The following is a 26,876-nucleotide window of genomic DNA, read 5'->3' as shown; positions in this document are numbered from 1 at the left end:
TCTGATATGGGCCGTTCAGGCCTTGCGGTAACCGAGGGCGACGAAAAATCGATGTCCGAAGGAGCGCGCCTCGTCGGTCATCACGGCGCCGAGAGCGACCTGCATCTGGTCGTAATAGTGGCTGCCGGCGGGCGATGTCAGGAAAGTCTGGTAGAGCTTGAGATCGTCAAGCGGCAGATCCCGGTAGATGTAGGCCACCGATGCCATGACGTCCGTTTCGATGTCATGGCGAAGGCCTTCGGATCGCTGACGCAGCAGGGCCATGATCTGGTCGTCGGGCAGGGGCTTTCCGGCTGCTCCCAGCATCTCGGAAAGCATTGCATAGCCCATGTTCAAGGCCACGGCTTCTCCGGTATCGACAGCGCTGAGATCGTCCACGAGCTTCTTGTACAGTGCGAGCCGAGCCGGATCCCTGGATGGAAGTTCGCCCAGGATCTTGGGACCTTCGATCGTCTTGCGTTGCCTTTCTTCCGGAGTTGAAGCCTGGATTTCCAGTGCTGTGACATGTTTACCGAGGGGCGACGCATAGAACGAGGCCAGGTCGGACAATTCACTGGCGGGCAGTTTGTCCGCCATGCGCGCTTCGATGGCTGCCTCCATCTTGTTCGCGTCAAAAGCGCCTTCCATGGCCGCCGCCAGGGCGTCCTGGACTTTTTGCGGCGGCGTTTCCGGCGCCGATTTCACGGCTGCGATGAAACCCGGACCGATAGCCATCAGCATCTCGTGAAAGCCGTTCGCCTTGTTGATCTCATGCAGCGTCTGCGCAGGCGCAGCCACGGTGAGAGAGACAAGGCAACAGAGTGCAAGCATCAGGCGCGTCAGCGGCGGAACGAACGACGTCATTTGCTTGCTCCTGCGGAGAGATGATTGAGACTGCTGGAAAACCCGACCGCAGGCAAGATGGATTGCCACCTTGGCGTGTGCGTCGCCTTGACAGGCGGGGCGGGCGGGAGAAAGCTGTGCGAAGGGCAGGAACGGGTGCATCGGGCTGTCCTTGGGCGTCGCAAAACGCAACAGTCGAAGGAGTATCATCTTGGCTGTCACCATCACCTCCCTCATCCTTTTCCTGATCGGTCTGGTGCTTGGCGGCGGCGGCATCCGCTTGGCTTCGCTGGGCGGCAGCTGGTACTATATTATCGTCGGCCTCGCCTTCCTGATCGCCGCCTGGCTGCTCTACCGGCGCCGGTCCACCGCGCTGTGGCTCTACGCGGCGATCGTGATCGGCACGCTGGCCTGGGCAGTCTGGGAAACCGGCTTCGACTGGTGGGAACTCGGCCCGCGCGGCGGCATCATCGTGCTGGTTGCACTGTGGCTGCTGACGCCGTGGGCGCGGCGGGGGATTACCGGCCCTGACGCACGCGCGCCGCTGATCCTTGCCGTGCTGGCGTCGCTGGCGGTCGCCGGTTATTCAATGACAGCGGATCCGAAGGACATTGCCGGCGAGCTCGACACCGACAAGGTGATCCCCAATGCCAATCTCGGCAACGATGTGCCGGCCGGTGAGTGGCACTATTACGGACGCACGCAGTTTGGCCAACGCTATTCGCCGCTCGACCAGATCACGCCGGACAATGTCGCCAAGCTGCAGCCGGCCTGGACCTATCGCACCGGCGACGTGAAGGGGCCGGACGATATCAGCGAGACAACGTATCAGGTGACACCGCTGAAGATTGGCGACACGCTCTACATCTGCACGCCGCACAATTTCGCCATCGCGGTCGATGCGGTGACCGGTAAGGAGAAATGGCGCTACGATCCCAAGATCAAGCTCGACAAGGATCGCCAGCACCAGACCTGCCGTGGCGTGTCCTATTATGCCGATGCCGCCATCGCCGCCGGCCAGCCCTGTGCAACCCGCGTCTACCTGCCGACCTCGGATGCGCGGCTGATCGCGCTCGACGCCGCCAACGGGCAGGTCTGTCCGGCCTTCGCCGAGGGCGGCACGCTGAACCTGCTGACCAACATGCCCTATCCGAAGTCGGGCTATTACTATTCGACCTCGGCGCCGTTGGTATCGGGCGGAAAGATCGTCGTCGGCGGAGCCGTCAACGACAATTATTCGACGCAGGAGCCGTCCGGCGTCATCCGCGCCTATGATGTCAACACCGGCGCCCTGGTGTGGAACTGGGATTCCGGTAATCCGGCCCAGACGACGCCGCTGGCGGCGGGCCAGACCTATACCGCCAACTCGCCCAACATGTGGTCGACGCCGAGCGCCGACGAGAAGCTCGGCCTGCTCTACGTGCCGCTCGGCAACCAGACGCCGGACCAGCTCGGTGCCGGGCGCAGCGACAATGTCGAGAAGTTCTCGTCCTCGATCACCGCGCTCGACCTCAACACCGGGCAGTTGCGCTGGGTGCGGCAGACCGTGCACCACGACCTCTGGGACATGGACGTGCCGGCGCAGCCGAGCCTGATCGACATCACCAAGGCCGACGGCACGGTGGTGCCGGCGCTGGTCGGGCCGACCAAGCAGGGCGATCTCTATGTGCTTGACCGCCGCACCGGCGAGCCGGTGGTTGCGGTCAAGGAAGTGCCGGCGCCCGGCGGCGCCGTCGAGGGTGACCACAGCGCGCCAACGCAGCCAGCGTCGGACCTCTCCTTCAATCCGAAGCCGCTGACCGGCGCCGACATGTGGGGCATCACCATGTTCGACCAACTGGCGTGCCGGATCGAATTCCAGGGCCTGCGCTACGAAGGCCGTTACACGCCGCCGTCGGTGCAGGGGTCGCTAATCTATCCTGGCAATTTCGGCACCTTCAACTGGGGCGGCGTCGCGGTCGATCCGGTGCGGCAGGTACTGTTCGGCATGCCGACCTATCTGGCTTTCAAGTCGCAGCTCATTCCGCGCGATCAGGTGCCGCCGCCGGATGAAGGGCGCGGCAGCGAGCAGGGGCTGAACCGCAACGAGGGCGCCCCCTATGCCGTGGTGATGGGGCCGTTCCTGTCGCCGCTCGGCATTCCCTGCCAGGCGCCGCCCTGGGGCTATGTCGCGGGTGTGGATTTGCGGACCGGCACCATCGCCTACAAGCATCGCAACGGCACCGTCTACGACATGACGCCGCTGCCATTGCCACTGAAGGTCGGTGTACCGGGCATTGGCGGACCGATGATCACCGCCGGCGGCGTCGCCTTCCTGGGTGCAGCGGTCGACGATTATCTGCGCGCCTATGACCTGACATCGGGCAAGCAGCTCTGGCAGGCGCGGCTGCCGGCCGGCGGGCAATCGACGCCGATGACCTACACCGTCGCCGACGGACGCCAATTCGTGGTCATCGTTGCCGGCGGCCATGGCTCGGTCGGCACAAAGCCGGGCGATTATGTGATGGCCTACGCGCTGCCGAAGTAGGGGAGACTACTGTCTTGACGGATCGACGCCTCAGCTGATCCCGAGATGGCTCTTCAGGCTGGGCACCGAGCCCAGCACCTCGTTCGTCAGGTCCGGKCCGGCGGCGGCTTTGGCTTGCTGGATCAGCGTCGCGCCCGCTTTCTGGATCTGCGCCATGTCGAGGCCGGATGCCTTCAGCGCCGCAATACCGTTGACCAATGCGCCGGCTTTCTCGCCGAGAACGCCGCCAAGCGCGCCCTGCAGCGAGGACAGAAAGCCGCCACCGCCGGCTGGGGCGGTGGCCATGACGTCATACTTCTGGGCCAACGCATCGGCGCCGGGGATCTTGGCGAAGAATGAGGAGGCGCTGGTGCCTTCCGCTTCGTGCTCGAGCACCGAGAAAATGGTGCCAACGACCTTTTCCGTCGTCGCCTGGTCGAGACCTGCCTTCTGCGAAACAGTGTTCACGATGTCCTGTACGTCCATGACTTCACCTCAACCCTGGGTTTTCGTGTTTGCCGGATGGCGCTGATGGCTGCGGACCTTGATCGTGGACCTTCGACTTGCGGCAACGATCGTCGCGCGCAACGCTGGAATGGCGGTCGCGGCAAACAGGAAGGCGGCTGCCAGGATTGGCGAGGGCATGGTCATCGGCGTCTTTCCTTTCCAGATCGGGCCTTTCAGATCAGGACCGTGACCGCGCCAAGGCGCGGCCGACGTCTGTCAGTGTCCCCCACTATTGTGGCAGCGCCATCAGGATTTGTGGCCGATGACCAAAACGTGATGATGCTGGAAGCCTCCAGGGCATTCGCGAGGGAGGACGAGGTGTCACCGAGCCGTGACTGGACGACAGGAGCCTCGCCCCTATCTTGCGAACGATGCCAAAGCGGATCGAAGGAGCGCGCCCATGACGAAACCAGCCATCACCCAGGCTATGATCGACGCCTATGATGAATACACCCATCTGACGCTCGACCGCCGCCGCTTCATGGAGCAACTGACCCGGCTTGCCGGATCGGGTGCTGCCGCCGCCGCAATCGCACCGCTGCTGGCGGCAAATTCGGCGCAAGCGGCAATCGTCGCCGACAACGATCCACGCGTGAAGGGCGAGGACATCACATATGCCGGCAGCGGCGGCGAGATGAAGGGCTATCTGGTCAAGCCGGCGAGCCAGTCCGGCAAGCTCGGCACCGTCATCGTCATCCACGAGAACAGGGGGCTCAACCCGCATATACGCGATGTGGCGCGGCGCGTCGCGCTGGAAGGGTTTGTGGTGCTGGCGCCGGATTTCCTGTCRCCGCTCGGCGGCACGCCTGACGACGAGGACAAGGCGCGCGACATGTTCACCAAACTGGATTCCGCGCAGACTGTCGCCAACGGGGTGGCAACGGTCGCTTTCTTCAAGGCCGAAAAGGATGGCAACGGCAAGGTCGGCGCCGTTGGCTTCTGCTGGGGCGGTGGCACGGCAAACATGTTGGCCGTCAACGCGCCCGACCTCAGCGCCTCCGTCGCCTATTACGGCATGCAGCCGAAGGCCGCCGATGTGTCGAAGATCAAGGCTGCACTGCTGCTGCACTATGCCGGGCTGGACGAGCGCACCAATGCCGGCATCGACGCCTTCAAGAAGGAGCTCGATGCCGCGCATGTCGAATACACGGTGTATGTCTATGAAGGCGCCAACCACGCCTTCAACAATGACACCTCGGCAGCGCGCTACGACAAGAAGGCGGCCGATCTCGCCTGGGGGCGCACGATCGCTTTCCTCAAGGAGAAGCTGGCGTAGAGCTTTTCATCGCGGTAACGCCGCGTCACTCGGATTTGCCTTAGGGAAAGCGCTACGCGCTTTCCCGTGCTCCAGCTTTTGGAGTCAGGCACCTGAGGACGCCCAGACGGTTTCGAAGGCCGGCGACAGCGTGAAGCCCGACGGCAGCACCGAAACGGGCGGCGGACGGCGCACGCCTTCCTGCAGATAGCGTAACGCGGAGCTCAGCCCGTTCATCGTGTAGGGTTTGACAATCACGCCGATCGCGCCTGCGAAATGATCGGGAATACGTTTCGGGTTGGCGGTCATGAACACCACCATGGCGTTCTTCTTCTGGCCGATATACTCGGCCACTTCGACGCCGGTCGGCCCGTCGGTCAGATGAATGTCGACAAAGGCGATGTCGGCGGCCGTTGTATCCACCATGGTCCTTGCTTCGGTCAGGGAGGTCGCCCAGCCAACGACGCTGTGGCCGGCGTCCTCGACAAGGCCTTCCAGTTCCATTGCCAGCAGCGCTTCGTCTTCGACGATCAGGACCTTGAGCGGTTCAATCATGACACATTCCCTTTTTGCTGCGGTTCGTTCGGCATCGAGATGATAACTTTGGTGCCGGGGCCGGCGTCGCGCCATTCGATGTCGGCGCGCAGCTGACGGGCCAGCGACTTGATCAGCCGCATGCCGAAAGACGCGTCGCCGCTGGCATCAGCCATGCCGACCCCATCATCGGACACCTCGATGTTGAAGTGGCCGTCAGGCTGGCTCATCTTGATGCCGATGCGCCCCGTCCTCGTGCCGTCAGGCTTTTCCTTGAAAGCATGTTTTAGCGCGTTGGTGACAAGCTCATTGACCATCAGGGCGACGGGAGTTGCCTTTTCAGCCGAAATGACGATGGGTTCGAGGTCGAGGGTCGACTTGATCTCCGAACGTCCCGAAGCCGTGAGCAGGTCGGATACGAGATCCCTGGCGAAATCCGAGACGTCGAACCGGCTAACGTCCTTCGACTGGTAGAGCCGGCGGTGGACGGTGCTCAGYGCCTCGATGCGCGCCAGCATGGTGGACAGCGACTGCTTGGTCGATTCCTCCTTCATGGTCCGGCTCTGCATGATGATCAGTGAGGAGATCATCTGCAGGTTGTTCTTCACCCGATGGTCGACCTCGTGGAGCAGGGTTGTCTGCGCCTCGAGTGCGGCTTCAAGCTCGCTGGTACGTTCCTGTACTGCCTTCTCGAAGCGGTCCTTGTCCGCTTTTACGCGATGCTCCGAGCTCTTGCGGTCCGAGACGTCCAGTTGCGAGGCGAAAAAGAACTGCAATTCGCCTTTGTCGTTGGAAACCGGACTGATATAGAGCGCATTCCAGAAGCTGGAACCGTCCTTGCGGTAGTTCAGAAGATCGACGGCGATGTCGGCTCGATCTTCGATCGCGGCGCGCACCTTGTCGACGGCGGCCTTGTCGGTCTTGGGTCCTTGCAGGAAACGGCAGTTCTTACCCATGACCTCGTCGCGCTCATAGCCGGTCAGGCGCAGGAACGCGTCATTTGCAAAGACGATCGGATTGTCCTGTTGCCGGGGATCGGTGATGATCATCGACATGCGGGTGGCGCGAATTGCGGCGGCGAACGGATCGCCCTTGCCGTGTTCTGCATGCAGATCGTCTGTCATGCGCCAGGCGTCAGCCGGTTCCCTGGTCCGTTTCCAGTCCATTTCTTTCTACTCCAAGCCGTTTTCGTGGGGACCAACGGCTCAGGAGTGGAAATAGTTCAATCTTGAGCCGTTTTATCGCGGTCTGGCGAATCGCGGAGCTCAAGAGTTGTTGATTTAAGCCTTTGATAATAAAACGTTTTACTAAACTTGTCTGACGGCTGCGGGTTTATGCAAGGCAACGCCAGCGACGACCAAAATGATGCCGAAGCAGTCAATAAGGCTCGGAATCTGGCGCAAGACGATGACGCCGATCAGCGTCGCGGTGACCGGCAGCAGCGACAGCATCAGCGCAAAGCTCGCGCGCGGCAGCCGCGACATGGCGAGCTGGTCGCAGATGTAGGGAATGACCGACGAGCAGATGCCGACGCCGATGGCGGCGAGCAACAGCATTGGTGAGAAAAGGGCCGGCAGCGCGTCGGTGAGGCCGATCGGCAGCACGACCATGAAGGCAATGGCCATCGCCGCGCCGAGGCCGGCGATGCCGTCGCCTGCGCCCGCGCGGGCGACGCGGTGGCCGAGCACGATGTAGCCGACGAACAGCGCGCCGTTGAGGAAGGCCCAGAACAGGCCAAGCGGATCGCTCGACCACTTGACGTCGATGAGCAGCAATGTGCCGGTGACGGCAATGGCAAGCGCTGCGAGATTGCGCGGGCTCCTGAGGCCGATCAGCGCAATGCCGATGGTGCCGACGAATTCGATTGCCGCGACCAGCGAAATCGGCAAGCGGTCGAGCGCCAGGTAGAACGAACAGTTCATCACCGCCAGGCAGGCGCCGAAGGCCAGCAACAGCAGCCGCGTCAAGCGATCGGCGCGGGCGAAGGTTCGCCATGGACGGGTCACTGGCGCGAAGACCAGGGCTGCGGTGGCTATGCGCAGCCACGCCATGCCGAGCACGCCGACATGCGGAAACAGCAGTACGGCGAACGCCGGCCCGAGATAATGAAACACGGCGCTGACGCCAAACCAGACATGTGGCGGCAGTCTCGTCGCCAGCCCGCTCTCGACAGGGTTAGAAGGGGAAGGGCTTGCCGCGAGAGCTTGCGTTTGATCATCCATCGGATCAGTATCGCAGGCGGTTTTGTCGATTTATATGGGTGATGATTGGCTCTTCTGGCTATCTCTCTCCCGGAAGCAAGGAGATTTCCTTGAAACGCCTTCGAACTGAAAGTGCCGACCTCGATGCGGCGGACATGAAGATCCTGCGGCTGCTGGAAAAGGACGCGCGCATCAGCACGGCGGAGCTTGCCCGCTCGGTCGGCCTGTCGGCGCCGAGTGTCGCCGAGCGCATCAAGCGACTGCAGGAGAGCGGCGTCATCGAGGCCTATTCTGTCAGGATCAACCCTGCGGCACTTGGCCTGCCGCTATCGGCATGGCTGCGCATCCGTCCGGTGCCGGGACAACTGGCTGTGGTGGCCGAGATCGTCCGCGAGCTGCCGGAGATTGCGCAATGCGACCGGGTGACAGGTGAGGACTGTTTCATCGCGCTGGCGCATGTCGGCTCGGTGGCCGAGCTCGAACGGGTGATCGACCGCATCATTCCCTACGCGATGACCAACACGGCGATCATCCAGTCGTCGCCGGTGGTGGCGCGCTCGCCGCTGGGAGCGGTGAAGCGCCAGTCTTGAAGGCGAGGATGTCGGTCGAAGGCTCTAGGCGTGGCCGCGCTTCATGCGCGCCTGCTTCAGGATGGCGCGCCAGCGGATCATGTCGAACGGGATCGGCTCGTTGTTGTTGGCGATGTGGAAGATCTCGTTGTTGACGTTCTTGAGCGAGCGCCAGAAATCATAGTCGGTGATGCGCGGATCGGCTACGAGCCTGTCCACTTCGACCTTGATGTCGGTTTTCATGCACGTCCCTCGAACCGGCTTCGCCCGCCGCCGTATCGCAACCCATGAGCATCGTTCTCGACCGCTCCGCTGAGTCGTTCAATGGCTCAATTGGCTTGTTCCCGTTAAAACCTCGGTAAGGTTAACGTGGCCGTCGTGTCGCTTCAAGCGGTCTTGCGGCGAATCCCGATCGAACGGCCGGCGCGCTCCGGCATCGGCAGTGCCGAATGGGCGGCGCGCATGGCTTCGACCTTGGCAAGCACATCGGCGGGAAAGGGCGCCACCTTCGGCCCGGACATGTCGACATGCAGTGAAAGCGATTCCGATGTCGCGGCCAGCCAGCCGTCGACGTGGCGGATTTCCTGGTAGACCCGAAGCCGCTTGTCGTCATGGTCGATCAGCTGGAAGGTGACGGTGACCTTGTGCTCGAGGTGCAGCTCCTGCACGTAGCAGACATGGACTTCCGCCGTGTAGATGGTGAGGCGGCGGTCCCTGGCGTAATTCGGCCCCATGCCCATCGCCTCGAAGGCGTCGTCCGAGCAGCGGTCGAACAGCACGTTGTAATAGGCCATGTTGAGATGGCCGTTATAGTCGATCCAGTCCTTCTCGATGTCCATGGATTGGGAGACGAAGGGGGCGGGAATAGGCATCGAAACTTCCTTGTTCTGGTGCTGGACAGACTGTTGCCGGTGAGACTAGATCGGTTCATCGTTTCACGGAAACGCCGAACTGCTCTATCTCCTTGTTTGACGCAATTCCGATGGAAAGCCGCTCCACGCCTTTCCTGGGATTGCCGAGCGCATCATCCATAGATGCACAACAAGGGTGCGCGCTGGTCCATTCGCGGAGGAATTCATGGCTCTGAGCGACCTCAATCCGGTCGAACGCAACGAGGAGGGCATCGCGGCGGTGCTCGGCATCCTCAAGCAGCGGCTCGGCGAGCGCTTCCAGACCGGCCAGGCCATTCGTTCGCAGCACGCGCACACCACCACCTATATCCCGACGCAGGCGCCGGATGGTGTCGCCTTCCCGGAGACGACGGCCGAGGTGCAGGAGATCGTGCGCGCCTGCGCCGTGTATCGGGTGCCGGTGATTGCGTTCGGCGTCGGCTCATCGCTGGAAGGCCACACCAATGCGCCGGGCGGCGGCATCTCGGTCGATACGTCGCGGATGAACCGCATCCTGGCGGTCAATCCGCAGGATCTCGACTGTACTGTCGAATCAGGCGTTACCCGCGAGGATTTGAACCGGCATTTGCGCGACACCGGTCTTTTCTTTCCGATCGACCCGGGCGCCAACGCCTCGCTCGGCGGCATGGCGGCAACGCGGGCGTCCGGCACCAATGCGGTGCGCTACGGCACGATGCGCGAGAACGTGCTGTCGCTGACCGCCGTCATGGCCGACGGCGAGACGGTGACGACCGGCAAGCGCGCAAAAAAGAGTTCGGCCGGCTATGATTTAACCCGACTGCTGATAGGCTCGGAGGGCACGCTTGGCATCATCACATCGCTGACACTGAAGCTGCAGGGCATTCCGCAAGCGATCTCCGGCGGCGTTTGTCCCTTCCCGAGTGTCGAGGCGGCCTGCAACGCGGTCATCGCGACGATCCAGATGGGCATTCCGGTGGCGCGCATCGAACTGGTCAACGCACTGCAGATGCGGGCAATGCAGAACTATTCGAAACTCGATTATCCCGAGAGCCCGTGCCTTTTCGTCGAATTCCACGGCAGCGACGCCGGCGTTGCCGAGCAGGCCGAGACCTTCGGCATGATCGCCGAGGAGAATGGCGGCGGGCCGTTCCTGTGGACCAGTGTCGCCGAGGAGCGGGCGAAACTGTGGAAGGCGAGGCACGACGCCTACTGGTCGTCGCTGACTCTGCGGCCGGGCGCCAAGGGACTGTCGACCGATGTCTGCGTGCCGATCTCGCGCTTTGCCGAATGCGTCACGGAGACCGAAGCCGATATCGCGGAGATGGGGCTGATCGCGCCGATCGTAGGCCATGCCGGCGACGGTAATTTTCACGTGCTGGTGCTGATGGACGTCGACGACCCCAAGGAGATCGCGCTGTCGGAAAAGTTCGTCGCGCGGCTCAACATGCGGGCGATCGCCATGGATGGCACCTGCACCGGGGAGCACGGCATCGGCCAGGGCAAGATCGGCTTCCTGCGCCATGAACTCGGGCACGGCGTCGACATCATGCGCACCATCAAGCAGGCGCTCGATCCGCTTGATATCATGAACCCGGGCAAGATATTGCCTGGAAACTAGGGCGCGGACTTGTTAGCGCGTAGTTGGCTCGACCCAGTCGCGAAGCTTGCGCTGAACCACTCGGCGAGGATTTGCAGGTCACCAGTTGGGATCTCGGCCTTCAAGATCTTCGTCCGGGACGATCGGCGGTTGGCGACGAAGACCGGTGTATGGGTCCAGGTAGGCCATTTTGAATGCGTCGCCCATTACACCGCATATGGCGTTGAGAGTTGCGCCGATTGCAAGCCTCGGAAAGCCTAGCCGAGGCAGTTTAAGGCGTCGGATGTTAATCAGGACGGTGGTGGAGATGTTGGCCATGGTGTCCTCCAGTGACGGTGAGAATGACACCGTGTCCCACCCAGGTCCTTGGCTCGGACCTGAAAGGTTCTGAACTACCCTGAAGTTCGCCTTCAGGACCGTCTTGGGTTATCGTTGCCCTCGAGGGACGGGTTCTTTTGCAAATGGACTTGGAGTTTGGGAATTATCGTCTGAAACGCGCCGAACGGCTGCTGCTGGGTCCCAAGGGGCCGATGGAGCTGTCGACGCGGTCCTTCGACATCCTCGCCACGTTGCTGGAGAGGCCGGACGAGGTGATCGGCAAGACCGAACTCTTCGATGCTGTCTGGCCCGGCGTGGTGGTGGAGGAGAACACGCTGCAGGTCCACATTTCGGCGCTGCGAAAACTGCTGCCCCCCGAGATGATCGTAACCGTGCATGGTCGCGGCTACAAATATGCTGGTCCCAAGCCCTTTGTGGCCACGGCAGAGGCTACAGCGCCGGCCAGAGCGTCCATCGCCGTCCTTCCCTTCGACAACATGAGCGGCGACCGGGAACAGGGCTATTTCAGCGACGGGATAACCGAAGACATCATCACCGAGCTTGGCAAGTTCAGGGAGTTCCTGGTCATTGCGCGGAACTCTTCCTTCCAGTTCCGCGGCAAGGCGAATGACGTGGCCGAGGTGGCGAAGAGACTTGGCGTCCAGTATGTCGTCGAAGGCAGCGTGCGGAAGATCGGCAACCGGGTGCGGGTCACCGTGCAACTGATCGACGCATCCTCAACAGCTCACATCTGGGGCGAGCACTACGACCGCGAACTCGATGACATTTTCGCCATCCAGGATGAAATCACCCAGATGATTGCAGCCCGCCTGGCCCGGCAGGCCAGAACCGCGATTGCATCGCGCGCCAGGGCCCGGCCGACGGACAACATGTCGGCCTATGAGTTTTACCTCCGGGCGCTGCAATTGGCGGCCGTCTATGACGCCGCGCATGAAGCGGAACCGTTTCTGCGCCAAGCGGTAAAGCTCGATCCGCGGTTTGCTGCTGCCCACGCCATGCTCGGCGTTGTAGAGACCCTCAAATTCTTCTGGGTCTACTACAATTCAGATTATCTGCATTCCGCGCTGGAGATGGCAAAAACCGCGTTGCAACTCGACCCCGACGGGGCGTACGGCCATCTCGCGACCGGCTTTGCTCTCTTGTACTTGCGCCAATTCAGGCAGGCTGAAATCAGTCTTGACCGTGCGGTTGCCCTGAATCCGAACGACCCGTTCATTCTCAGCATCCGTGCCCTTTTCCTCAATTACACGGACAGGCCGAATGAGGCGCTTGTTGAAATAAACCAAGCCCAGCGCCGCGACCCATACGCCGTGGGATGGTATGAAGACTTTCGCGGCATCATACTGACCACTGCTGGACGATATCGCGAGGCAACGGCCTGCTACGCGAAAATGGCGAGCGTACCGCGGTGGTCGCTCGTTCGTCTTGTCGTCTGCCATTGCGAACTCGGCGAAATCGAGCAAGCGCAAGACGTCCTGGCAAAAGTCAAGGCACATTACCCTGGACTAAGACTTGACGAGATAGTCGATGCGGAATTGGATTTCTTTGAGGATCCCGCTGTGTGCAGCCGTTATCGCGCGATCCTGGAGCGTGTCGACAGGCAAGAATAAGCGTCTCCCAAGCCGCAGCCCGCTGTGAGCTGTGAGTGCCCATAGACCCGTCTTAAGACAACGCGCCGCCTCGGACGGCCCTGCCTTCAACTCGCGCACCGCGCGCACGGGAATGCGGTCGGTGGCAAACCAGAGACGGCGGACTACCGTGCGGCCGCAGGCTTCTCCTGCGCGCCCTGAACAAGCGTTTGCAGCATGGGGCGGGTTGGCGCGAAGAACGTCGTGCCGGTGTGCGGCGTGGAGAAATCGAGCAGCCGGTCGTAAGCGCCCGGCGGGTCACCGATGTACATTCGCTGCAGCATCTTCTCGATCACCCAGAGATACCTGGTGTAGCCGATAAAATAGGTTCCGAATTCTCGTCGCCCCGGCTGGCCGAAAGGCATGTTGTCGCGCAGGATGTCATATTCGTTGCCATCGGCATCCTCGATGGTGGCCAGCGACTTGTGCGATTTGCGCGGCGCGGCGTCATCATCGATTTCGATGTTGTCGATCTTGGTGCGGCCGATGATCTCTTCTTGGAGGGGCGTTGGCGTTCGCGCCCACGCATTGAGATCGTGCAGATATTTCTGAACGACGACATAGCTGCCGCCGGCGAAGTCGGCATCTTCATCGCCGACGAGCGCCGAGGCAGGCAGATCGAGGCCGGTCGGGTTGGCCGTGCCGTCGACAAAGCCGAGCAGGTCACGCGCATCGAAATAGCGGAAGCCCGAGACCTCGTCGACGACCGTCACGCCGTCGCCAAGGCTGTCGAGCAGAATGCGCTCGAACTCGAAGCACATGTCGGGGCGTTCGGACCGGATGTGGAAGAGAAGGTCGCCCGCTGTCGACGGCGCCGAATGAACCGCGCCCTTGATCGGCGCAAACGATCTCAGCTCCAGCGGCCGCCGGTCTGGAGAGAGACGATCCCAGAGCTCACGGCCGATGCCGGCAATGCAGGACAGGTGGCCGGACAGGTCACGGAATCCGACAGTCTTGACGAGATCGTCAAGCCCGCCGAGCACGGCCGCGACCTTGGCCAGAGCGCTTTGCTCGCCGGCGACGGTGACGACAAGAAAGACCGCCGACAACGACAGTGGAGCATCGACGCTCTGCGCATCGATCGGCACGCGGTCCCAGTTCTTCCCTGACATCCGAAAAATCTCCGCTTTTCCAGGATTTGTTTCAGATCATCCGACTTCACGCAACTGCGGATGAGACATCACGCAACCTGCGGATGAGACATCACGCAACGCTGGACGAATTGCCTCTTTATCGACACGCGGATGCAGGTAGAGTGCGGCAGAATTTCAATCGATCCGTTTGGAGCTGATGCTCGCACGCCTGTTCGTGATCTTCGGTGGCCTGTTCGTGCTGGTGCTGTGTGCGGCACTGGTGGTGCCGTATTTTGTCGACTGGACCGGCTACCGCGCCGAATTCGAGCGCGAGGCCAGCGCCATCCTCGGCCGCAAGGTGACGGTGCAGGGCGATGCCACGGCGCGGCTGTTGCCGTTTCCCTCGGTGACCTTTTCCAACGTCACCGTCGCCGGTGGCCCGAATGGCCAGCCGGCCATGACCGTCGAGACGTTTTCGATGGATGCGGAGCTGGCGCCCTTCCTGCGTGGCGAGGTGCTGATCTTCGACATGCGGCTGGTGCGGCCGCAAGCGACCATCGATATTGCCAGCAACGGTACCGTCGACTGGGCGATGCGACCGTCCTCGCCCTTCGACCTCAACCAGATCTCGATCGAAAAGCTGACGGTGACGGAAGGGCAGATCAAACTCAGCCATGCCGCCGGCGGACGCAGCCATCTCATTTCCGAGATCAATTCGACGATCTCGGCCAAGTCGCTGGCCGGGCCATGGCGCATGGACGGCACACTGCGGCTCGACGGCCTTCGCACCACGGTCGTGGCGTCCACCGGCAAGGTCGAAGGCACCGGGCAGATGCGGCTTCGGCTGAAGGCCGATCCCGATGCCTATCCGCTGGTCATCGAAACCGACGGCAATGCCGGCATCGTCAAGGGTGCCGCCGTCTACTCCGGCCAGTTCAAGATCTCCGGTGCCGACAAGAACAGCGCCGCGCTGCGCGGCAACGACGGCGAGACGGTGAAGGTCAGTGCTGGCAAGCCCGATCCGGGCTTTCGGCTGAACGGCAAGTTTTCGCTCGACCACCAGAAGCTCGGTGTCGACGAATTCCGCTTCGAGACCGGGCCGCTCGACAACCCGTACACCGCCGACGGCAAGGCTTCGGTCGATCTCGGCCTGAAGCCGAGCTTCGCCATCGAGGCCAGTGGCGCGCAGGTGCAGTTCGACGAGGCGGTAGGCGCCGAGGCCGGCGCCGGCGCGACGCTCGACCAGCGCATCGCGGCGCTTGAGCAAGCGTTGCACGAGCTGCCGAAGCCGACCATACCGGGCACCGTCGAGGTCAAGCTGCCGGCGGTGGTCGCCGGCGACACCACGGTGCGCGACGTCCATCTTTCCGCCCAGCCGACCGATGGCGGCTGGTTGGTGGAATCGCTCGCCGCGACACTGCCTGGCCGCACCACGCTGGAAGCCAACGGCATGCTCAGCGTCGAGAATCATTTCGGCTTCACCGGCTCGCTGCTGCTGGCGGTCGCGCAACCTTCAGGCTTTGCCGCCTGGCTGTCGAAGGATGTCGACGAGGCGATCCGCCGACTGCCGGCCGCTGGCTTCAAGGCTACGGTCGATCTCACGGAAAAGCGCCAGGCCTTCAGCGATCTGGAACTGATCCTGGGCAAGGCGAAGTTTTCCGGCAGTATCGATTCCAGCCAGCCTGACGATTCCAAACCGTCGGTGCTGATGCGGCTCGAAGGCGGTGAGCTCGATGTCGACGGGCTGGCGGCCTTCGCCTCGATCTTCGTCAGCGACAAGGGCGCCAACCGCTTTGCCGACCGCGACCTGGATTTCCAGATCAAGGCCGGGCCGGTCAGCGCCGGCGGCCTGACCGCCGACACGGTCGACACGGCGCTGAGGCTACGCGACGGGTTGCTTGAAATCGACCGAATGTCGTTGGGCGGGTTGGCCGGCGCCTCGATCAGCGCCACCGGCCGGATCAAGGATTTTCCGGCAAGTCCGACCGGCAAGCTCGACGCTTCGGTGGTTGCCGTCGATCTCAAGCCGCTGGTCGACGTTGCTGCCCAGCACTATCCCGACAATGCCGTACTGAAGGGGCTGGCAAGCCGTGCGGCGGCCTATCCCGAGCTGTTCCAAGATGCACGCGTCGACCTTGTGGCAAGTGCCGCCGACAATGGCGATGGCACTACGGGGCTGGCGGTGAGCGGCCAAGGCAAGGCCGGCGGCTCGGCCTTCTCGGCATCGCTGTCGGGGAAGGGAGCAGCGGACAAGTTGCTCGAAGCGCCGGTGACGCTGACCTTCAACGCCAGGAACCCTGACGCCACCGCGCTGCTGGCGCTCTACGGCCTGCCGGCGCTGCCGCTCGGCATGCTGGGCGAGGCGAGCACGGACGTTCAGGCCAAGGGCACGCTTGGCGGCGGCCTGGCGACGACTTTCAGCCTCGCCGGCAACGACTTTAGGGCCGGTTTCGAGGGAACCGTCGCGGACACGCCGCAAGGGGCTACCGTCAAAGGCAAGCTCAGCCTCGATGCCGCCGACATCGAGCCGTGGCTGATGACGACCGGCATCGGCCTGCCGGGTATGGGCGCTGGCATGTCGGCGTCACTCGCGGCGCAGGGCGACTATGGCAACGGCCTGTTGGTGCTGGATAATCTCAGCGGTGCCCTAAACGAGGCGGCGGTGTCCGGCGACGTCAATGTCGAGGTCAAGGACGGCGTGCCGCATCTGGCCGGCGCGCTGGTGCTCGACGAACTTGATCTCGATCCGATGGCGGTGGCGCTGTTCGGCGATTCCGCTTTCCTTGTCAATAAGAGTGGGGGCGACAAGAATGGTGGCTGGCCGGCTGCTCCGTTCAGCCAGAAATCCAGTCTGCCGTTCACCGCCGACCTCGATCTGACGACCGCGGCACTTGCCGCCGGGCCGTTCGCCACCGCCTATGACGCCGGCTTTTCGCTCAAGCTCGACCAGGAAGGCATCCGGGTTTCGGATCTCAAGGCGAAATTCCTCAATGGTGCGCTGACAGGCCTGTTCGAATTGAAGAACAATGACGGCACCGGACTTTTCACCGGCCAGATGAAACTGGCCGGCGCCGATCTGGCGACCGTGCTGCCGAATGCCGGCATCAGCGGCAATGGTGATTTCTCGACGGCGCTGTCGACCAGCGGCAAGTCGGTCGATGCGATGGTGGCGGCTCTGTCCGGCTCCGGCACGGCGGCGCTGAAGGGCTTGCAGGTCGCCGGCGTCAATCCCGATGCGTTCAACGCGTTTCTTGCCAAGGCGGATGCGATCGGGCGCGACATCGATGCGGCCAAGACCGCCGCCTTCGCGCCGCAAATCGCCGCCGATGGCAGTTTTGCCGCCAAGGATACATCTGTCGCCTTCACGGTTGCCGGCGGCACGGTGCGGGCACCGCCGATCAGCCTGGAGAATCCGGCGGCGACCTTGTCCGCCGACATCATAGCGGACCTCAACACAGCCATGGTTTCCGCCAAGGGGGAGATCACCTATCGGCCTGGCGACGACGCGCTGGTCGGCTCCGAGCCGGTTGTGAACTTCACCGCCGAGGGGCCGTTCGGCGCTGTGAAACGGCAGTTCGACAGTGAGCCGCTGTCACAGTTCCTGACCCAGCGCGCGCTGGAAAGGGAACAACAGCGCGTCGAGGCGATGCAGGCGGCGCTGCTTGAAAAGCAGCGGCTGCGGCGCGAGGTGCGCTACTACGCGGCGTTGCAGGACGAACGCGACAGGGCGGCCGAGGAACTGCGCCAACAGGAGGAAGCGGCGCGGCTGAAAGCCGAGGCCGACGCCAGGGCAAAGGCCCAAGCAGATGCGCAGGCCCAAGCTGAAGCGGATGCAAAGGCGAAAGCCGATGCCGAAGCGAAAGCCCAGGCAGATGCCGAGGCCGCGGCCCAGCAGCAGGCCGCCGACGAGGCAGCCAAGGCGCAAGCTGACGAGCAGGAGCGGCAGAAGGCGGAGGAGGCGAGACGCATCGCCTCGCAGGAAAAGGCAAGGCTCGAGGCCGAACGCAAGGCCGCGCAGCAGGCCCCGAAGGTGGAGCGTGCGCCGCTGCCGGAGGCCAACGACAGCCCGCCGCCCGCCAAGCCGAAGTCCAATCCGTTCACCATCGACAATCTGCTGAAGTCGTTGCAGTAGCGGAAACTACCGCCGGCGCTGAACAATTGCCTCAGAGGACGGACATCTCGGCGCTGTCCGCAACGTAGCGAGCGTGACGAAAATCGCGAATGGCGGCAAGCCTGCCCGCCTGCCATCCCAGCAGCACGAAGTAGGAAGGCCGCACCGTCGGGTCACTTGGATCGCAGACAAGGACTGCCGGCCTGCCTTCGACGAAGCCCGGCACGAAACGCCAATCCTGGACCGACGAATAATTGCGGAAGTAGGTGCCCACTTGCCCGCGGCCATTCAGCCGCGCCCTGGCCACCAGTTCCAGCCGCACCTCGTCCGCCAGCATGTCGCGCACCGCATCGAAATCGCGGGCGTTGAAACGATCGATGTAGGCGTCGAGGAGCAGGCGTTCGGACGCACTCAGCCTGGGGGAAGGGCGATCCTCGGGTTCATCGGCGAGTTGGCGCAGGCGGCCGCGGCCACGATGCAGCGCCGCCTTGATGGCCGGAATGCTGGTGTCGAGCATGGTGCTGATCTCCTGCAGCGAATAGCCCAGGACGTCCATCATGATGATGCTGCTTCGCTGTGCGACGGGAAGGCGCATGAAGGTGTGCAGGCCGGCGGCCGCGGCCTGACGATCGACGGTGGGGTTGGCCGGGTCGACGATCATGTCCGGATCCTCATCGGAAAAGGCCTTTTCACGGGCGCGACGGCGCAGGAAATCAAGCGCCGCATTGTGGGCGATGCGGAACAGCCAACCTTCCGGATTCGCTATCGGGCCGGTGTTGGGCAGGGCTTCGAACGCCTTGGCCAGGGCTTCCTGGAGCACGTCTTCACCGTCGATGGCCGAGCCCGTCATGCGGGCGCAGTAGCGGTGTAGCTTGGGGCGCAATTCCCCGAACAGGCGATCGAAGGGATCGCGGATATCGCCAGGGATGTTCATGCGCCTCTATCCCGACTACTCGCCCAGCATCCGATAGCTGCCTACTACGGTCATTTCGTCACGTTGAGGGCGCTCAACGCAACGGTCCCGGATGCCGTTCTGAAAGGCCTCGAATGCCGCAAGCCCGGTGATGAGTTCGGCATGGGCATCAGTTTCCGTTTCGACCAGATGGACAAAGGTCCCGTCGCCGGCCCGCAATGTCATATAGCGAACGCCGTCCGGAGATTTATCGCTCAGTTCCTGGAATACGGCCTTGATCAGCCGCTCGTTCTCATCGGCCAGCTCCGGCTTGGTCTTGTAGCGTATCAGGTGGCGTTTCATCGTGGTTGTTCCCTTGAATCGTGTTTCGCCTTGCCGGCCCACTCCTGTCGAGACGTTCCCGGGAAGCCCAAGGATTCAGGGTGCCAGGAATAATTTGCTGCCGTGCTGCAACGATGCCGGCGCGTCACTCGCGGACGAGCAGGCGCTTGAGCATGGGTTCGATGCGTGACAGCTCGTCGAGATGTGCTGCCGACAGCTCGGCCAGACAATCGTCGGCGCGCTCGGTCAGCCGCAGCAGCACACGGCGATGGTCATCCTTGTCCTGATCTCTTGCCACCAGCCCTGCCTCGCAAAGGCGATTGACCAGCTCGACGGCGCTGTGATGGCGAATGCGAAGGCGCTCCGCCAGGTCGCCGATCGTCACTGGTCCGCCGCCCGGGAATCCCTTGATTGCAAGCAGCGCCTGATGCTGGCGCGGCGTCAGGCCGGCGTCTTCCGCCTGGATCTGGCTGAATTCGAGGAAGCGCCGGATCAGGTAGCGAAATTCGGACAGCCGCTGGTAGTCGGACTGCTTGATCGCCGGGCGTAGTTTCTGTGGCTGCGTCATACCAGACATTTGTTCGTTTTCCAGGAAAGCTCAAACGGATTTCGCGCAAAAGCGACTTGAATATTTATATCGTGTTACGATATATAGCCAGCCGACAAAGCCGGCTGGCCGCCTCGACCATGCCGCGAGATACGGCTCGCCGCCAGAAAGCAAAGTCCGTCATGAAGCCCAATCACTCCAATCCTGGTCATCTCAGGGATTTCACCACCGATGCCAGGGTGCTGCTGGTCGCCGCCATCGCCGTGGTGGTGGCGACTGCGGGGCTGTTTGCCGGCATCGCGCTTTTGAAACTGATCCGTCTTGCCACCAACATTGCCTATTTTGGCCAGTTCACGCTTGCCGATATGAAGCTGCAGGACACGCCTTTGGGTTATGCCTCTGTTGTCGTCCCGGTGATCGGCGCGCTGATCATCGGCGTGATGGCGCGCTTCGGCAGCGAGAAGATCCGCGGCCACGGTATTCCGGAGGCCATCGAGGCGATCCTGCTCGGGCGCTCGAGGCTCGACGCCAAGGTTGCGATCCTGAAGCCGCTGTCGTCGGCGATTTCGATCGGCTCGGGCGGCCCGTTCGGGGCCGAGGGCCCGATCATCATGACGGGCGGCGCGATCGGCTCGCTGATCGCACAAATGCTGCCGGTCAGCGACAATGAGCGCAAGACGCTGCTGGTGGCAGGTGCGGCGGCCGGCATGACCACGGTCTTCGGCACACCGATCGCGGCCATCATGCTGGCGGTCGAACTGCTGCTTTTCGAATGGACCCCGCGCAGCTTCATTCCCGTGGCGGTCGCGGCAATCATTGCGGAGGTCGAGCGCACCATGCTGCATCTGCCCGGGCCGATCTTTCCGTTTCAGGGCGGCATGGAGGTGTCCTTTGTCGGGCTTGCCGGCTGGGTCTCGATCGGCGTTGCGGCCGGCCTGTTGTCGGGGCTGCTGACGCAGATGGTCTATGCCTGCGAGGACGGCTTCCAGAAGCTGCCCATTCACTGGATGTGGTGGCCGATGCTGGGCGGCCTGGTGGTCGGCCTAGGCGGACTGATCGAGCCGCAGGCGCTCGGCGTCGGCTATGACAACATCACCGACATGCTGGATGGCCGCACGGTCGCCACCGCGGCACTTATCCTCCTTGTGGTGAAAGCCATCATCTGGTCGGTGGCGCTCGGTTCGGGAACGTCCGGGGGCGTGCTGGCACCGCTGCTGATCATGGGCGGTGCGATGGGAGCGGTGCTCGCCGGCATTCTGCCTGCGGCCGATCCGGGCTTCTGGGCGCTGCTTGCCATGGCCGCCACCATGGGCGGCACGATGCGGGCGCCGCTGACCGCAACCTTCTTTGCCGTCGAGCTGACCGGCAACACGCACATGCTGGTGCCGCTGATCGCGGCCTGCGCGGCGGCACATGCCGTCACCGTCCTTTTGATGAAGCGTTCGATCCTGACCGAGAAGATCGCCAGAAGGGGACACCATCTGGTTCGCGAATACCGTGTCGATCCCTTCGCCCTGACCAGGGTGCGCGAGGTGATGACCTCTCAGGTCGAGAGCGTGCCGGCGACGATGACGCTGCATGGCGCGGCGGCGTTCCTGACGGCGCCGGAAACGCGGCATCCGAGCTTTCCCGTCGTCGACGAGAACGGGCATGTGATCGGTCTCATCGATCCGCCGGCAATCCTGCGCTGGAGACGCGCCGGCAGGCACCGTACCACGACGCTTGGCGAGCTGCTGGCCGGCAGCAAGATCACGCTGGCCTATCCGGATGAATATCTGGAGGGTCTCTCCGACAAGCTGCTGCTGGCCAACGTGTCCCATCTGCCCGTCGTCACCCGAGAGGGCCTGCAGCTGGTCGGTTATGTCGGCTGGAAGGATCTGATGCGCGTGCGGTCGAGGAAACAGGCCGAGGAACGCGATCGCTCGACCCTGCTTGCCTTCGGCACCAGACGCAGGAAAAAGGCGGACGTGGTCGAGAGCCTCTAGAAGCAATTCCAGGAAAAGTGTGAAACGGTTTTCCGTCCGGAATTGCGTCTAGCAGGAATTCCAGGAAAAGTGTGTGGCGGTTTTCCGTCCGGAAGGGCGTAAGGACAAAGATTTAGCCGGCGCCGCGCTTTGCCCACTCCAGGACAAAGAGCCGGAGCGCCGAAGACAGGTTGGTGTCGCGGGGCCGCGTCTCGTCGACTTCGGCGACAAGAGCGGCGAGCGTCAGCTTCCTGGTCGCCGCGATCGCGACGAGATCGTCATAGAAGGGCTTTTCCAGCGAATAGCTGGTGCGGTGACCGCGAATGGTCACCGAGCGCTTTTCGACGGCGCTCACGGTGGAGTGCTCATTTTGCTCTAAGCATCGGATTCATCCGGAAGCCGACGCGCACCTTTTTGTCCGATGCTCTGGTTGTCTTTATCGCCAAAGGGTTCGCGACGGTGGCCTGCGACGAATTTGTCGCTCTTGTCGGCGATCATGCGGTCGTGTTCCTTTTCGGCCTTGGAACGACCGTGCAGCGCCCGGTTCTGTTCGGCGAAGCGCAGTTTCTCGTCCCGCGCCTTCTGCTTGCGGGCCTGGCGGAGGTTGACGATGTCGGCCATGGCGCGAGGCGTGGACTATTTCTTGCGGAAGGCGTCGAGCGAGACCACTTCGGCGCCCTTGGTGGCGGCGTCGGCAGCAGCGGGCTTCTTCTCCGACTCGGCGGCGGCGGCCTTCTTCTCGGCCTTCGGCYTTTTCTCGGAGACAATGGTCAGTGGCTCCGGCGAGGCTTCAGCGGCTAGTTCCTCGGCTGCCACACCGTCCGTCTTGACGTCGAATTCGAGTTCGAAATTGACCGAAGGATCATAGAAGCCGCGTACGGCCGAGAAGGGGATTTCGAGTTTCTCCGGCACGTCGGAGAAGGACAGGCCGACCTCGAAGCCGGTGTCGGTCACCTTCAGGTCCCAATACTGGAACTGGATGACGATGGTCATCTGCTCGGGATAGCGCTCGCGCAGCCGCGACGACACGCGCACGCCCGGCGCGCCAGTCAGGAATGTGATGAAGAAGTGGTGGTTGCCGGGGAGGCCGGTGCGCGCGACTTCGGCCAGGACCTTGCGCATGACGCCGCGCAACGCCTCCTGGGCGAGAATGTCGTAGCGGATGTGGTCGTCGGCCATGTGGCGGTCGGGTTCCGTTGAATCGTCCGCATAGCTGTAATCAAGCTTGAGCGCGGCGTAAACCGCATATAGATCACCTCCGCACCGAGACGAGGACTATTGCCGACGATTTGATCGCTCAGGCGCTGGCCAGCGCGGCCTGCTTTTCAACCGATGCGGCGGACCGGCGCTTGCCAAACGCACGCAGGAAGGTGCGCACGCCATTGGTCGCCGACTGGAGCACCTCGTCCTCGCGCGGCGTGCCGCCGAGCATGAAGGTCGTTTGCAGCTCGGCATTGACGAGGCCGAGAAACTGGCGTGCCGCTACATCGGGATCCTCGATCGCGAGGTAACCGCCATAAGCCAGCCGCGCGAAGCGGGCGGCGATTGCCGGCCATGTCCGGCCTGGGCCCTGCTCGAGCCACTCGGCAAACAGTTCGGGATAGCGCTCGCCTTCGGTCTGGATCAGCTTGCGCAGGAATTTTCCGTCGCGGTTGCAGATGCAGTTCTGGTTCAAGCGCACGGCAAAGCCGATCAGATCGGCTTCGAGGTCCTTGGGTTGATCGGGGAAGGTGGCAATGGTGGCGAAAATGCCGGTATTGCAGCGCTCGGTCAGATCGCGCACCACGGCGACGAACAATTTTTCCTTGTCGCCATGATGGTTATAGACGGTCTGGCGTGAGACGCCGGCCTCGACCGCGATCAGGTCGATGTTGGCGCCGGCATAACCTTCGCGACAGAAGACTCCAGCTGCGGCGTCGACGATCGATATGCGCTTGGCCTCATGGCCGCGTGGCGGGAAAGTGTCAGGAGAAACGTGCAGCTTCATATAAATCTATATAGAGGTGATTGACGAATTAGACAAGGGTGTCTAAATTTGTGGACACAATACGAAGAGATTTGGCTCCGGAGGGACGAACAGAGTTCGCTCTTGGAGAGTCGGAATTTCAGGGGATGGAACGTCCTTGGGTTACCCGCCGGCCCGCGGCGGCAACCAGATTCGAAAGAAGCCTTTATCATGAGTCCCAAATTCCTCCGCATCGCGGTCGTGCTCGGCTTGTTGTCCGCCATCGGCCCGTTCGCCATCGACATGTATCTCCCCGCGCTGCCTTCGATCGGCGCGGATCTGCACGCCGGCACCGCCGCCGTGCAGATGAGCCTGTTGATCTTCTTCCTGTCGATGGGTTTTGGCCAAATCGTCGTTGGGCCGATCTCCGACATGGTCGGCCGCAAGCTGCCGCTCTATGGCGGCCTTGCGCTGTTCATGATCGGCGGCATTGGTTCGGCAATGGCGCCGACCATCGAATGGCTGATCGCTTTCCGCTTCCTGCAGGGCCTTGGCGCCAGCGCCGGCATGGCCATTCCACGCGCCATCGTGCGTGACCTGCACACCGGCAATGAGGCTGCCAAGCTGATGTCGCTGCTGATGCTGGTGTTTTCGGTGTCGCCGATCCTGGCGCCGCTGACCGGCAGCCAGATCATCGAGAATTTCGGCTGGCGCGCGGTGTTCTGGACGGTGACGGGTGCGGCAGTGCTTGCCACCATCCTGTTAGCGACTTCGCTCAAGGAGACGCGGCCGGTGGAAGACCGCGCCGGTTCCTCCTTTGCAACCGCGCTTTCCGGTTACCGCTTCCTGATGGGTGATCGCAACTTCCTCGGTCTGGTGGCGATCGCCGGTTTCGGCATTGCGAGCTTCTTCGTCTATCTGTCGAGCTCGTCGTTCATCCTGATCGACCACTACGGGCTTTCGCCTTCGGTCTATAGCGTGTTCTTCTCGATCAATGCGGTCGCCTTCATCGGCATGTCGCAGCTGACGGGTCTGCTGGCCGAGCGCTTCGGGCTGCGGCGCGTGGTGCGTGTCGCGGTGACTGGCTACGCGACGACGATGGTGGTGCTGTTCGCGGTGATGGCCACAGGCATCGACCGGCTCGACGTGATGGCGGCGCTGTTGTTCGTCGGCTACGGCTTCCTCGGCCTGGTCATCCCGACCACCTCGGTGCTGGCCATGGAAGAGCATGGCGAGATCGCCGGCACGGCTTCGGCATTGATGGGCACGCTGCACTTCGCCATCGGTGCGGTGGCCATGGGCGTCGCCGGGGTGTTCTTCGACGGTACGCCGCTGCCGATGGTGGCCGGCATCACGCTCTGTGCGGTCATCTCCTTCACGCTGGCCAAGGTCACGCTCGGCCGCTCGCGCGAAGCTGTCGAGGCGCCGGCGGAATAAACAATTACAATCCACGAAAAGGCCGGGCTCGCCCGGCCTWTTTTATCTCAAACCTGCCTCGGCCAGCACAAATCGCAGCCGGACCTCGATCGGCGCCAATGGCAGCGGGACCAGCTCATAACCCAGTTCCGAATAGACGCCGACCGGCGCATGATAGGTGCGCTCGGCCTCGTCGAGCGTCTGCTTTCTCTCGGCATCCTGCGTGAAGATGTCAGGCCATGGCGGAGCAATGAAGACGCGGCCGGCATAGCGGAAGCGTTCGGCGGCATGCATGACGTGCTCGGGAACGGGCAGGTCGATCAGGCGCAGATAACCAAGCGTATCCGGTACGCCGCGATCAAAAAAGACCGGGCCTGAGTGTTCGCACGCGACCTGATGGGAGCGCATCTCCCACGACAGCATCAACTCGGCGAACAGCGCGCGATCGTGCCAGGGCAGGGCGGTCCCGCCTATGGCGGACTGGTCGCGGATGATGGCGCGGCCGGCTTCGACCGCAGTGGCGAAGCCGGCCCGGCGCAAGGCTTCGATCAAAGTGGTCTTGCGGAGCCGGGACCACCGGTCAGCACGAAGAATCGATCTGAATCGTTTTGCATCTTTTGTCCATGGAGACGGGCACGCGGTGCTGCGCCCTTCGCGGCCATGGCGGTGCAAAGGGGCTGATCAGCCGAAGCTGTCGTTGCGCGTGAGGCGTATTGAAAGAGGGGAGAAGTGGAGGTTTCTGTTGCCAGGTACCTCCGAACCCCGCCTAGAAGTGCGAACCTCTAGGACTTGAATTGAAGCTATCGCACCGCATTAAGCAGCGAGACGTGCTTCCGCATAGTTGTCGTTGGCAACTATAAGTTTAGCCCGATGACGGTGGTACAATGCCGGGCAAAAGTACGATCTTTACACCTTCGTCGATCCTATTTCGCCCCCAGCAAAAACCGCCCTGTCTCGGCAGCGGCTTTTGGTGGAGGCGCCGGGTACCGCCCCCGGGTCCGAACGGCTTATTTCATCGCCCATTTATCGCCATAGTCGGTCAAGCCGACAAAACGAATATAGGGGCCGATGGTGGAAAATGAAAGGCCGCAATGGCACTTTGTCCCCATGGCAAAACCGCATTGCCAAGGGTTGACTTGGACGCGGTCTCAACCGAAGCTTTGCGACGGTGAGGAGTTACCGACCTAGCGCACAGGTTGCAGCAGCGCGCCACAGCCCTCATCGATCAGATTCGTGGCGCCGACGAGGGGAATTCTGATGGCCGACTATCTTGCAGACGTGAAGAAATACGACGCCGCGGCAAGCGCCGACGTGGTCGACAAGATCGTGAAGCATCTGGGCATTGCGCTCAGGAACCGCGATTCCTCGCTGGTGTCCTGCACCGACCCGAAGGAGCTCGACCGCGTCAAGGCCGGCTGGGTGTCAAAAAAGCTTGGCATATCAGACGACAAGAAGGCTGATGCGTCGATCGAAAAGGTCTGCAAGGCGATGGCCGCCGACAACACCAAGAACCGGGTGACTTTCTACTATCTGGTCGCCAAGGACCTGGGCAAGCTCGGCTCCCTCTGAGACCTTTTGATAATTCTACTCTGGCGGCCGACTAGCGCAGTTTTCTGCGCTTCCGGTGCTCACGTACTTTAGTACGCTCCGCTCCGGTTCTCGAAAACCACGCTATTCGACTCGCCAGAGCGAATTCTGAAAAGGTCTCTCGCTCGGGGGAAGATTTCAGACAAGCGTGGCGTCAGCCCACACATGC

General features: G+C 62.6%; 26 protein-coding genes, 1 other RNA gene and 1 pseudogene. 9 read left to right on the top strand and 19 right to left on the bottom strand.

Going from position 1 to position 26,876, the window contains the following annotated elements; all coding sequences use genetic code 11:
* Positions 1 to 15: 15 nt before the first annotated feature.
* A complete protein-coding gene (locus AC1D0I_RS13785; protein WP_477395691.1) occupies positions 16 to 1,047 on the bottom strand; it encodes a DUF2059 domain-containing protein in 1,032 nt (343 codons plus the stop codon).
* Between AC1D0I_RS13785 and AC1D0I_RS13780 the strand changes: the two genes are divergently transcribed.
* Positions 1,034 to 3,349, top strand: coding sequence for a glucose/quinate/shikimate family membrane-bound PQQ-dependent dehydrogenase (locus tag AC1D0I_RS13780; RefSeq protein WP_477395689.1), 2,316 nt, complete (start codon positions 1,034 to 1,036; stop codon positions 3,347 to 3,349). The two genes, AC1D0I_RS13785 and AC1D0I_RS13780, sit on opposite strands and share 14 nt — an antisense overlap.
* A gap of 30 nt (positions 3,350 to 3,379) precedes the next feature.
* Here the strand turns inward: AC1D0I_RS13780 and AC1D0I_RS13775 are convergent, their stop codons facing one another.
* Positions 3,380 to 3,814, bottom strand: a complete 435-nt coding sequence (locus AC1D0I_RS13775; protein WP_477395687.1) for a hypothetical protein — start codon at positions 3,812 to 3,814, stop codon at positions 3,380 to 3,382.
* A gap of 9 nt (positions 3,815 to 3,823) precedes the next feature.
* Positions 3,824 to 3,979, bottom strand: coding sequence for a hypothetical protein (locus AC1D0I_RS13770; protein ID WP_477227016.1), 156 nt, complete (start codon positions 3,977 to 3,979; stop codon positions 3,824 to 3,826).
* A 256-nt stretch (positions 3,980 to 4,235) separates the two neighbouring features.
* On the opposite strand from AC1D0I_RS13770, the gene AC1D0I_RS13765 reads away from it, so the two are divergent.
* The gene (locus tag AC1D0I_RS13765; protein WP_477395685.1) at positions 4,236 to 5,111 is read left to right on the top strand and encodes a dienelactone hydrolase family protein; all 876 of its coding nucleotides are present in this window, start codon (positions 4,236 to 4,238) and stop codon (positions 5,109 to 5,111) included.
* Between the two features lie 84 nt (positions 5,112 to 5,195).
* Here AC1D0I_RS13765 and AC1D0I_RS13760 read toward each other — a convergent pair whose 3' ends face one another.
* The 3 genes from AC1D0I_RS13760 to AC1D0I_RS13750 form a co-directional block, all read right to left on the bottom strand.
* Positions 5,196 to 5,645: a response regulator gene (locus tag AC1D0I_RS13760; RefSeq protein WP_477395684.1), complete on the bottom strand. Its 450-nt coding sequence runs from the start codon at positions 5,643 to 5,645 to the stop codon at positions 5,196 to 5,198.
* A complete protein-coding gene (locus tag AC1D0I_RS13755; RefSeq protein ID WP_477395682.1) occupies positions 5,642 to 6,790 on the bottom strand; it encodes a histidine kinase dimerization/phosphoacceptor domain -containing protein in 1,149 nt (382 codons plus the stop codon). Before AC1D0I_RS13755 ends, AC1D0I_RS13760 begins: the two co-directional genes overlap by 4 nt.
* Positions 6,791 to 6,931: 141 nt before the next feature.
* Positions 6,932 to 7,846 (bottom strand): EamA family transporter, encoded by a 915-nt coding sequence (locus AC1D0I_RS13750; protein WP_477395680.1) that lies wholly within the window; start codon positions 7,844 to 7,846, stop codon positions 6,932 to 6,934.
* Positions 7,847 to 7,935: 89 nt separating this feature from the next.
* Here AC1D0I_RS13750 and AC1D0I_RS13745 point away from each other — a divergent pair, with 89 nt between their 5' ends.
* Positions 7,936 to 8,415 carry an Lrp/AsnC family transcriptional regulator gene (locus AC1D0I_RS13745; protein ID WP_477395678.1) on the top strand — a complete coding sequence of 160 codons (480 nt, stop codon included), beginning with the start codon at positions 7,936 to 7,938 and terminating at the stop codon, positions 8,413 to 8,415.
* Between the two features lie 24 nt (positions 8,416 to 8,439).
* On the opposite strand, the gene AC1D0I_RS13740 is transcribed toward AC1D0I_RS13745, so the two are convergent.
* Positions 8,440 to 8,637 carry a hypothetical protein gene (locus tag AC1D0I_RS13740; RefSeq protein WP_095087062.1) on the bottom strand — a complete coding sequence of 66 codons (198 nt, stop codon included), beginning with the start codon at positions 8,635 to 8,637 and terminating at the stop codon, positions 8,440 to 8,442.
* A 143-nt stretch (positions 8,638 to 8,780) separates the two neighbouring features.
* Positions 8,781 to 9,266, bottom strand: a complete 486-nt coding sequence (locus AC1D0I_RS13735) for a thioesterase family protein (RefSeq protein ID WP_477302102.1) — start codon at positions 9,264 to 9,266, stop codon at positions 8,781 to 8,783.
* 205 nt (positions 9,267 to 9,471) lie between these two features.
* On the opposite strand from AC1D0I_RS13735, the gene AC1D0I_RS13730 reads away from it, so the two are divergent.
* The gene (locus tag AC1D0I_RS13730) at positions 9,472 to 10,884 is read left to right on the top strand and encodes an FAD-binding oxidoreductase (RefSeq protein WP_477395676.1); all 1,413 of its coding nucleotides are present in this window, start codon (positions 9,472 to 9,474) and stop codon (positions 10,882 to 10,884) included.
* A gap of 78 nt (positions 10,885 to 10,962) precedes the next feature.
* Here the strand turns inward: AC1D0I_RS13730 and AC1D0I_RS13725 are convergent, their stop codons facing one another.
* Positions 10,963 to 11,181, bottom strand: a complete 219-nt coding sequence (locus tag AC1D0I_RS13725; RefSeq protein WP_477395674.1) for a hypothetical protein — start codon at positions 11,179 to 11,181, stop codon at positions 10,963 to 10,965.
* A gap of 143 nt (positions 11,182 to 11,324) precedes the next feature.
* Here AC1D0I_RS13725 and AC1D0I_RS13720 point away from each other — a divergent pair, with 143 nt between their 5' ends.
* Entirely contained in the window at positions 11,325 to 12,812 is a 1,488-nt protein-coding gene (locus AC1D0I_RS13720) for a winged helix-turn-helix domain-containing tetratricopeptide repeat protein (protein ID WP_477395672.1), read from the top strand.
* Between the two features lie 143 nt (positions 12,813 to 12,955).
* On the opposite strand, the gene AC1D0I_RS13715 is transcribed toward AC1D0I_RS13720, so the two are convergent.
* On the bottom strand, positions 12,956 to 13,942 hold the full coding sequence (locus AC1D0I_RS13715; RefSeq protein ID WP_477395670.1) for a Dyp-type peroxidase: 987 nt from the start codon (positions 13,940 to 13,942) through the stop codon (positions 12,956 to 12,958).
* Positions 13,943 to 14,120: 178 nt separating this feature from the next.
* Between AC1D0I_RS13715 and AC1D0I_RS13710 the strand changes: the two genes are divergently transcribed.
* On the top strand, positions 14,121 to 18,035 hold the full coding sequence (locus AC1D0I_RS13710; RefSeq protein ID WP_477395668.1) for an AsmA family protein: 3,915 nt from the start codon (positions 14,121 to 14,123) through the stop codon (positions 18,033 to 18,035).
* 31 nt (positions 18,036 to 18,066) lie between these two features.
* Here AC1D0I_RS13710 and AC1D0I_RS13705 read toward each other — a convergent pair whose 3' ends face one another.
* The 3 genes from AC1D0I_RS13705 to AC1D0I_RS13695 form a co-directional block, all read right to left on the bottom strand.
* Complete coding sequence (locus AC1D0I_RS13705; RefSeq protein WP_477395666.1) at positions 18,067 to 18,948, bottom strand: sigma-70 family RNA polymerase sigma factor; 882 nt, start codon at positions 18,946 to 18,948, stop codon at positions 18,067 to 18,069.
* A 15-nt stretch (positions 18,949 to 18,963) separates the two neighbouring features.
* Positions 18,964 to 19,269 carry a hypothetical protein gene (locus AC1D0I_RS13700; protein ID WP_477227026.1) on the bottom strand — a complete coding sequence of 102 codons (306 nt, stop codon included), beginning with the start codon at positions 19,267 to 19,269 and terminating at the stop codon, positions 18,964 to 18,966.
* Between the two features lie 124 nt (positions 19,270 to 19,393).
* Positions 19,394 to 19,825, bottom strand: coding sequence for a MarR family winged helix-turn-helix transcriptional regulator (locus tag AC1D0I_RS13695; protein WP_477227027.1), 432 nt, complete (start codon positions 19,823 to 19,825; stop codon positions 19,394 to 19,396).
* 152 nt (positions 19,826 to 19,977) lie between these two features.
* Between AC1D0I_RS13695 and AC1D0I_RS13690 the strand changes: the two genes are divergently transcribed.
* Positions 19,978 to 21,780 carry a chloride channel protein gene (locus AC1D0I_RS13690; RefSeq protein WP_477395664.1) on the top strand — a complete coding sequence of 601 codons (1,803 nt, stop codon included), beginning with the start codon at positions 19,978 to 19,980 and terminating at the stop codon, positions 21,778 to 21,780.
* Positions 21,781 to 21,892: 112 nt separating this feature from the next.
* On the opposite strand, the gene AC1D0I_RS13685 is transcribed toward AC1D0I_RS13690, so the two are convergent.
* The 4 genes from AC1D0I_RS13685 to AC1D0I_RS13670 form a co-directional block, all read right to left on the bottom strand.
* Complete coding sequence (locus AC1D0I_RS13685; RefSeq protein WP_477395663.1) at positions 21,893 to 22,114, bottom strand: ribbon-helix-helix domain-containing protein; 222 nt, start codon at positions 22,112 to 22,114, stop codon at positions 21,893 to 21,895.
* A 20-nt stretch (positions 22,115 to 22,134) separates the two neighbouring features.
* The gene (locus AC1D0I_RS13680; RefSeq protein ID WP_477395661.1) at positions 22,135 to 22,380 is read right to left on the bottom strand and encodes a DUF4169 family protein; all 246 of its coding nucleotides are present in this window, start codon (positions 22,378 to 22,380) and stop codon (positions 22,135 to 22,137) included.
* Positions 22,381 to 22,395: 15 nt separating this feature from the next.
* A complete protein-coding gene (locus AC1D0I_RS13675; protein ID WP_477395659.1) occupies positions 22,396 to 22,938 on the bottom strand; it encodes an SspB family protein in 543 nt (180 codons plus the stop codon).
* 118 nt (positions 22,939 to 23,056) lie between these two features.
* Positions 23,057 to 23,746: a TetR/AcrR family transcriptional regulator gene (locus AC1D0I_RS13670; protein ID WP_477395657.1), complete on the bottom strand. Its 690-nt coding sequence runs from the start codon at positions 23,744 to 23,746 to the stop codon at positions 23,057 to 23,059.
* A gap of 189 nt (positions 23,747 to 23,935) precedes the next feature.
* On the opposite strand from AC1D0I_RS13670, the gene AC1D0I_RS13665 reads away from it, so the two are divergent.
* A complete protein-coding gene (locus AC1D0I_RS13665; protein ID WP_477395656.1) occupies positions 23,936 to 25,141 on the top strand; it encodes a multidrug effflux MFS transporter in 1,206 nt (401 codons plus the stop codon).
* 42 nt (positions 25,142 to 25,183) lie between these two features.
* On the opposite strand, the pseudogene AC1D0I_RS13660 reads toward AC1D0I_RS13665, so the two are convergent.
* Positions 25,184 to 25,734: pseudogene (locus AC1D0I_RS13660) on the bottom strand (AAA family ATPase).
* A 114-nt stretch (positions 25,735 to 25,848) separates the two neighbouring features.
* Positions 25,849 to 26,208: a transfer-messenger RNA gene (gene ssrA / locus AC1D0I_RS13655) on the bottom strand.
* Between the two features lie 169 nt (positions 26,209 to 26,377).
* On the opposite strand from ssrA, the gene AC1D0I_RS13650 reads away from it, so the two are divergent.
* Positions 26,378 to 26,689, top strand: a complete 312-nt coding sequence (locus AC1D0I_RS13650; RefSeq protein ID WP_095087099.1) for a DUF2853 family protein — start codon at positions 26,378 to 26,380, stop codon at positions 26,687 to 26,689.
* Positions 26,690 to 26,876: the final 187 nt, after the last annotated feature.

The organism is Mesorhizobium sp. P2_D1 (assembly GCF_056404455.1).
This window is presented reverse-complemented; position numbering and strand designations above follow the sequence as displayed.

Excerpts from the sequence above, each read along its gene's own strand:
- AC1D0I_RS13785 (WP_477395691.1), bottom strand. The coding sequence starts at position 1,047 with ATGGTGACAGCCAAGATGATACTCCTTCGACTGTTGCGTTTTGCGACG.
- AC1D0I_RS13770 (WP_477227016.1), bottom strand. The coding sequence starts at position 3,979 with ATGACCATGCCCTCGCCAATCCTGGCAGCCGCCTTCCTGTTTGCCGCG.
- AC1D0I_RS13760 (WP_477395684.1), bottom strand. The coding sequence starts at position 5,645 with ATGATTGAACCGCTCAAGGTCCTGATCGTCGAAGACGAAGCGCTGCTG.
- AC1D0I_RS13750 (WP_477395680.1), bottom strand. The coding sequence starts at position 7,846 with ATGGATGATCAAACGCAAGCTCTCGCGGCAAGCCCTTCCCCTTCTAAC.
- AC1D0I_RS13740 (WP_095087062.1), bottom strand. The coding sequence starts at position 8,637 with ATGAAAACCGACATCAAGGTCGAAGTGGACAGGCTCGTAGCCGATCCG.
- AC1D0I_RS13735 (WP_477302102.1), bottom strand. The coding sequence starts at position 9,266 with ATGCCTATTCCCGCCCCCTTCGTCTCCCAATCCATGGACATCGAGAAG.
- AC1D0I_RS13730 (WP_477395676.1), top strand. The coding sequence starts at position 9,472 with ATGGCTCTGAGCGACCTCAATCCGGTCGAACGCAACGAGGAGGGCATC.
- AC1D0I_RS13725 (WP_477395674.1), bottom strand. The coding sequence starts at position 11,181 with ATGGCCAACATCTCCACCACCGTCCTGATTAACATCCGACGCCTTAAA.
- AC1D0I_RS13720 (WP_477395672.1), top strand. The coding sequence starts at position 11,325 with ATGGACTTGGAGTTTGGGAATTATCGTCTGAAACGCGCCGAACGGCTG.
- AC1D0I_RS13715 (WP_477395670.1), bottom strand. The coding sequence starts at position 13,942 with ATGTCAGGGAAGAACTGGGACCGCGTGCCGATCGATGCGCAGAGCGTC.
- AC1D0I_RS13710 (WP_477395668.1), top strand. The coding sequence starts at position 14,121 with ATGCTCGCACGCCTGTTCGTGATCTTCGGTGGCCTGTTCGTGCTGGTG.
- AC1D0I_RS13705 (WP_477395666.1), bottom strand. The coding sequence starts at position 18,948 with ATGAACATCCCTGGCGATATCCGCGATCCCTTCGATCGCCTGTTCGGG.
- AC1D0I_RS13700 (WP_477227026.1), bottom strand. The coding sequence starts at position 19,269 with ATGAAACGCCACCTGATACGCTACAAGACCAAGCCGGAGCTGGCCGAT.
- AC1D0I_RS13695 (WP_477227027.1), bottom strand. The coding sequence starts at position 19,825 with ATGTCTGGTATGACGCAGCCACAGAAACTACGCCCGGCGATCAAGCAG.
- AC1D0I_RS13690 (WP_477395664.1), top strand. The coding sequence starts at position 19,978 with ATGAAGCCCAATCACTCCAATCCTGGTCATCTCAGGGATTTCACCACC.
- AC1D0I_RS13680 (WP_477395661.1), bottom strand. The coding sequence starts at position 22,380 with ATGGCCGACATCGTCAACCTCCGCCAGGCCCGCAAGCAGAAGGCGCGG.
- AC1D0I_RS13670 (WP_477395657.1), bottom strand. The coding sequence starts at position 23,746 with ATGAAGCTGCACGTTTCTCCTGACACTTTCCCGCCACGCGGCCATGAG.
- AC1D0I_RS13665 (WP_477395656.1), top strand. The coding sequence starts at position 23,936 with ATGAGTCCCAAATTCCTCCGCATCGCGGTCGTGCTCGGCTTGTTGTCC.
- AC1D0I_RS13650 (WP_095087099.1), top strand. The coding sequence starts at position 26,378 with ATGGCCGACTATCTTGCAGACGTGAAGAAATACGACGCCGCGGCAAGC.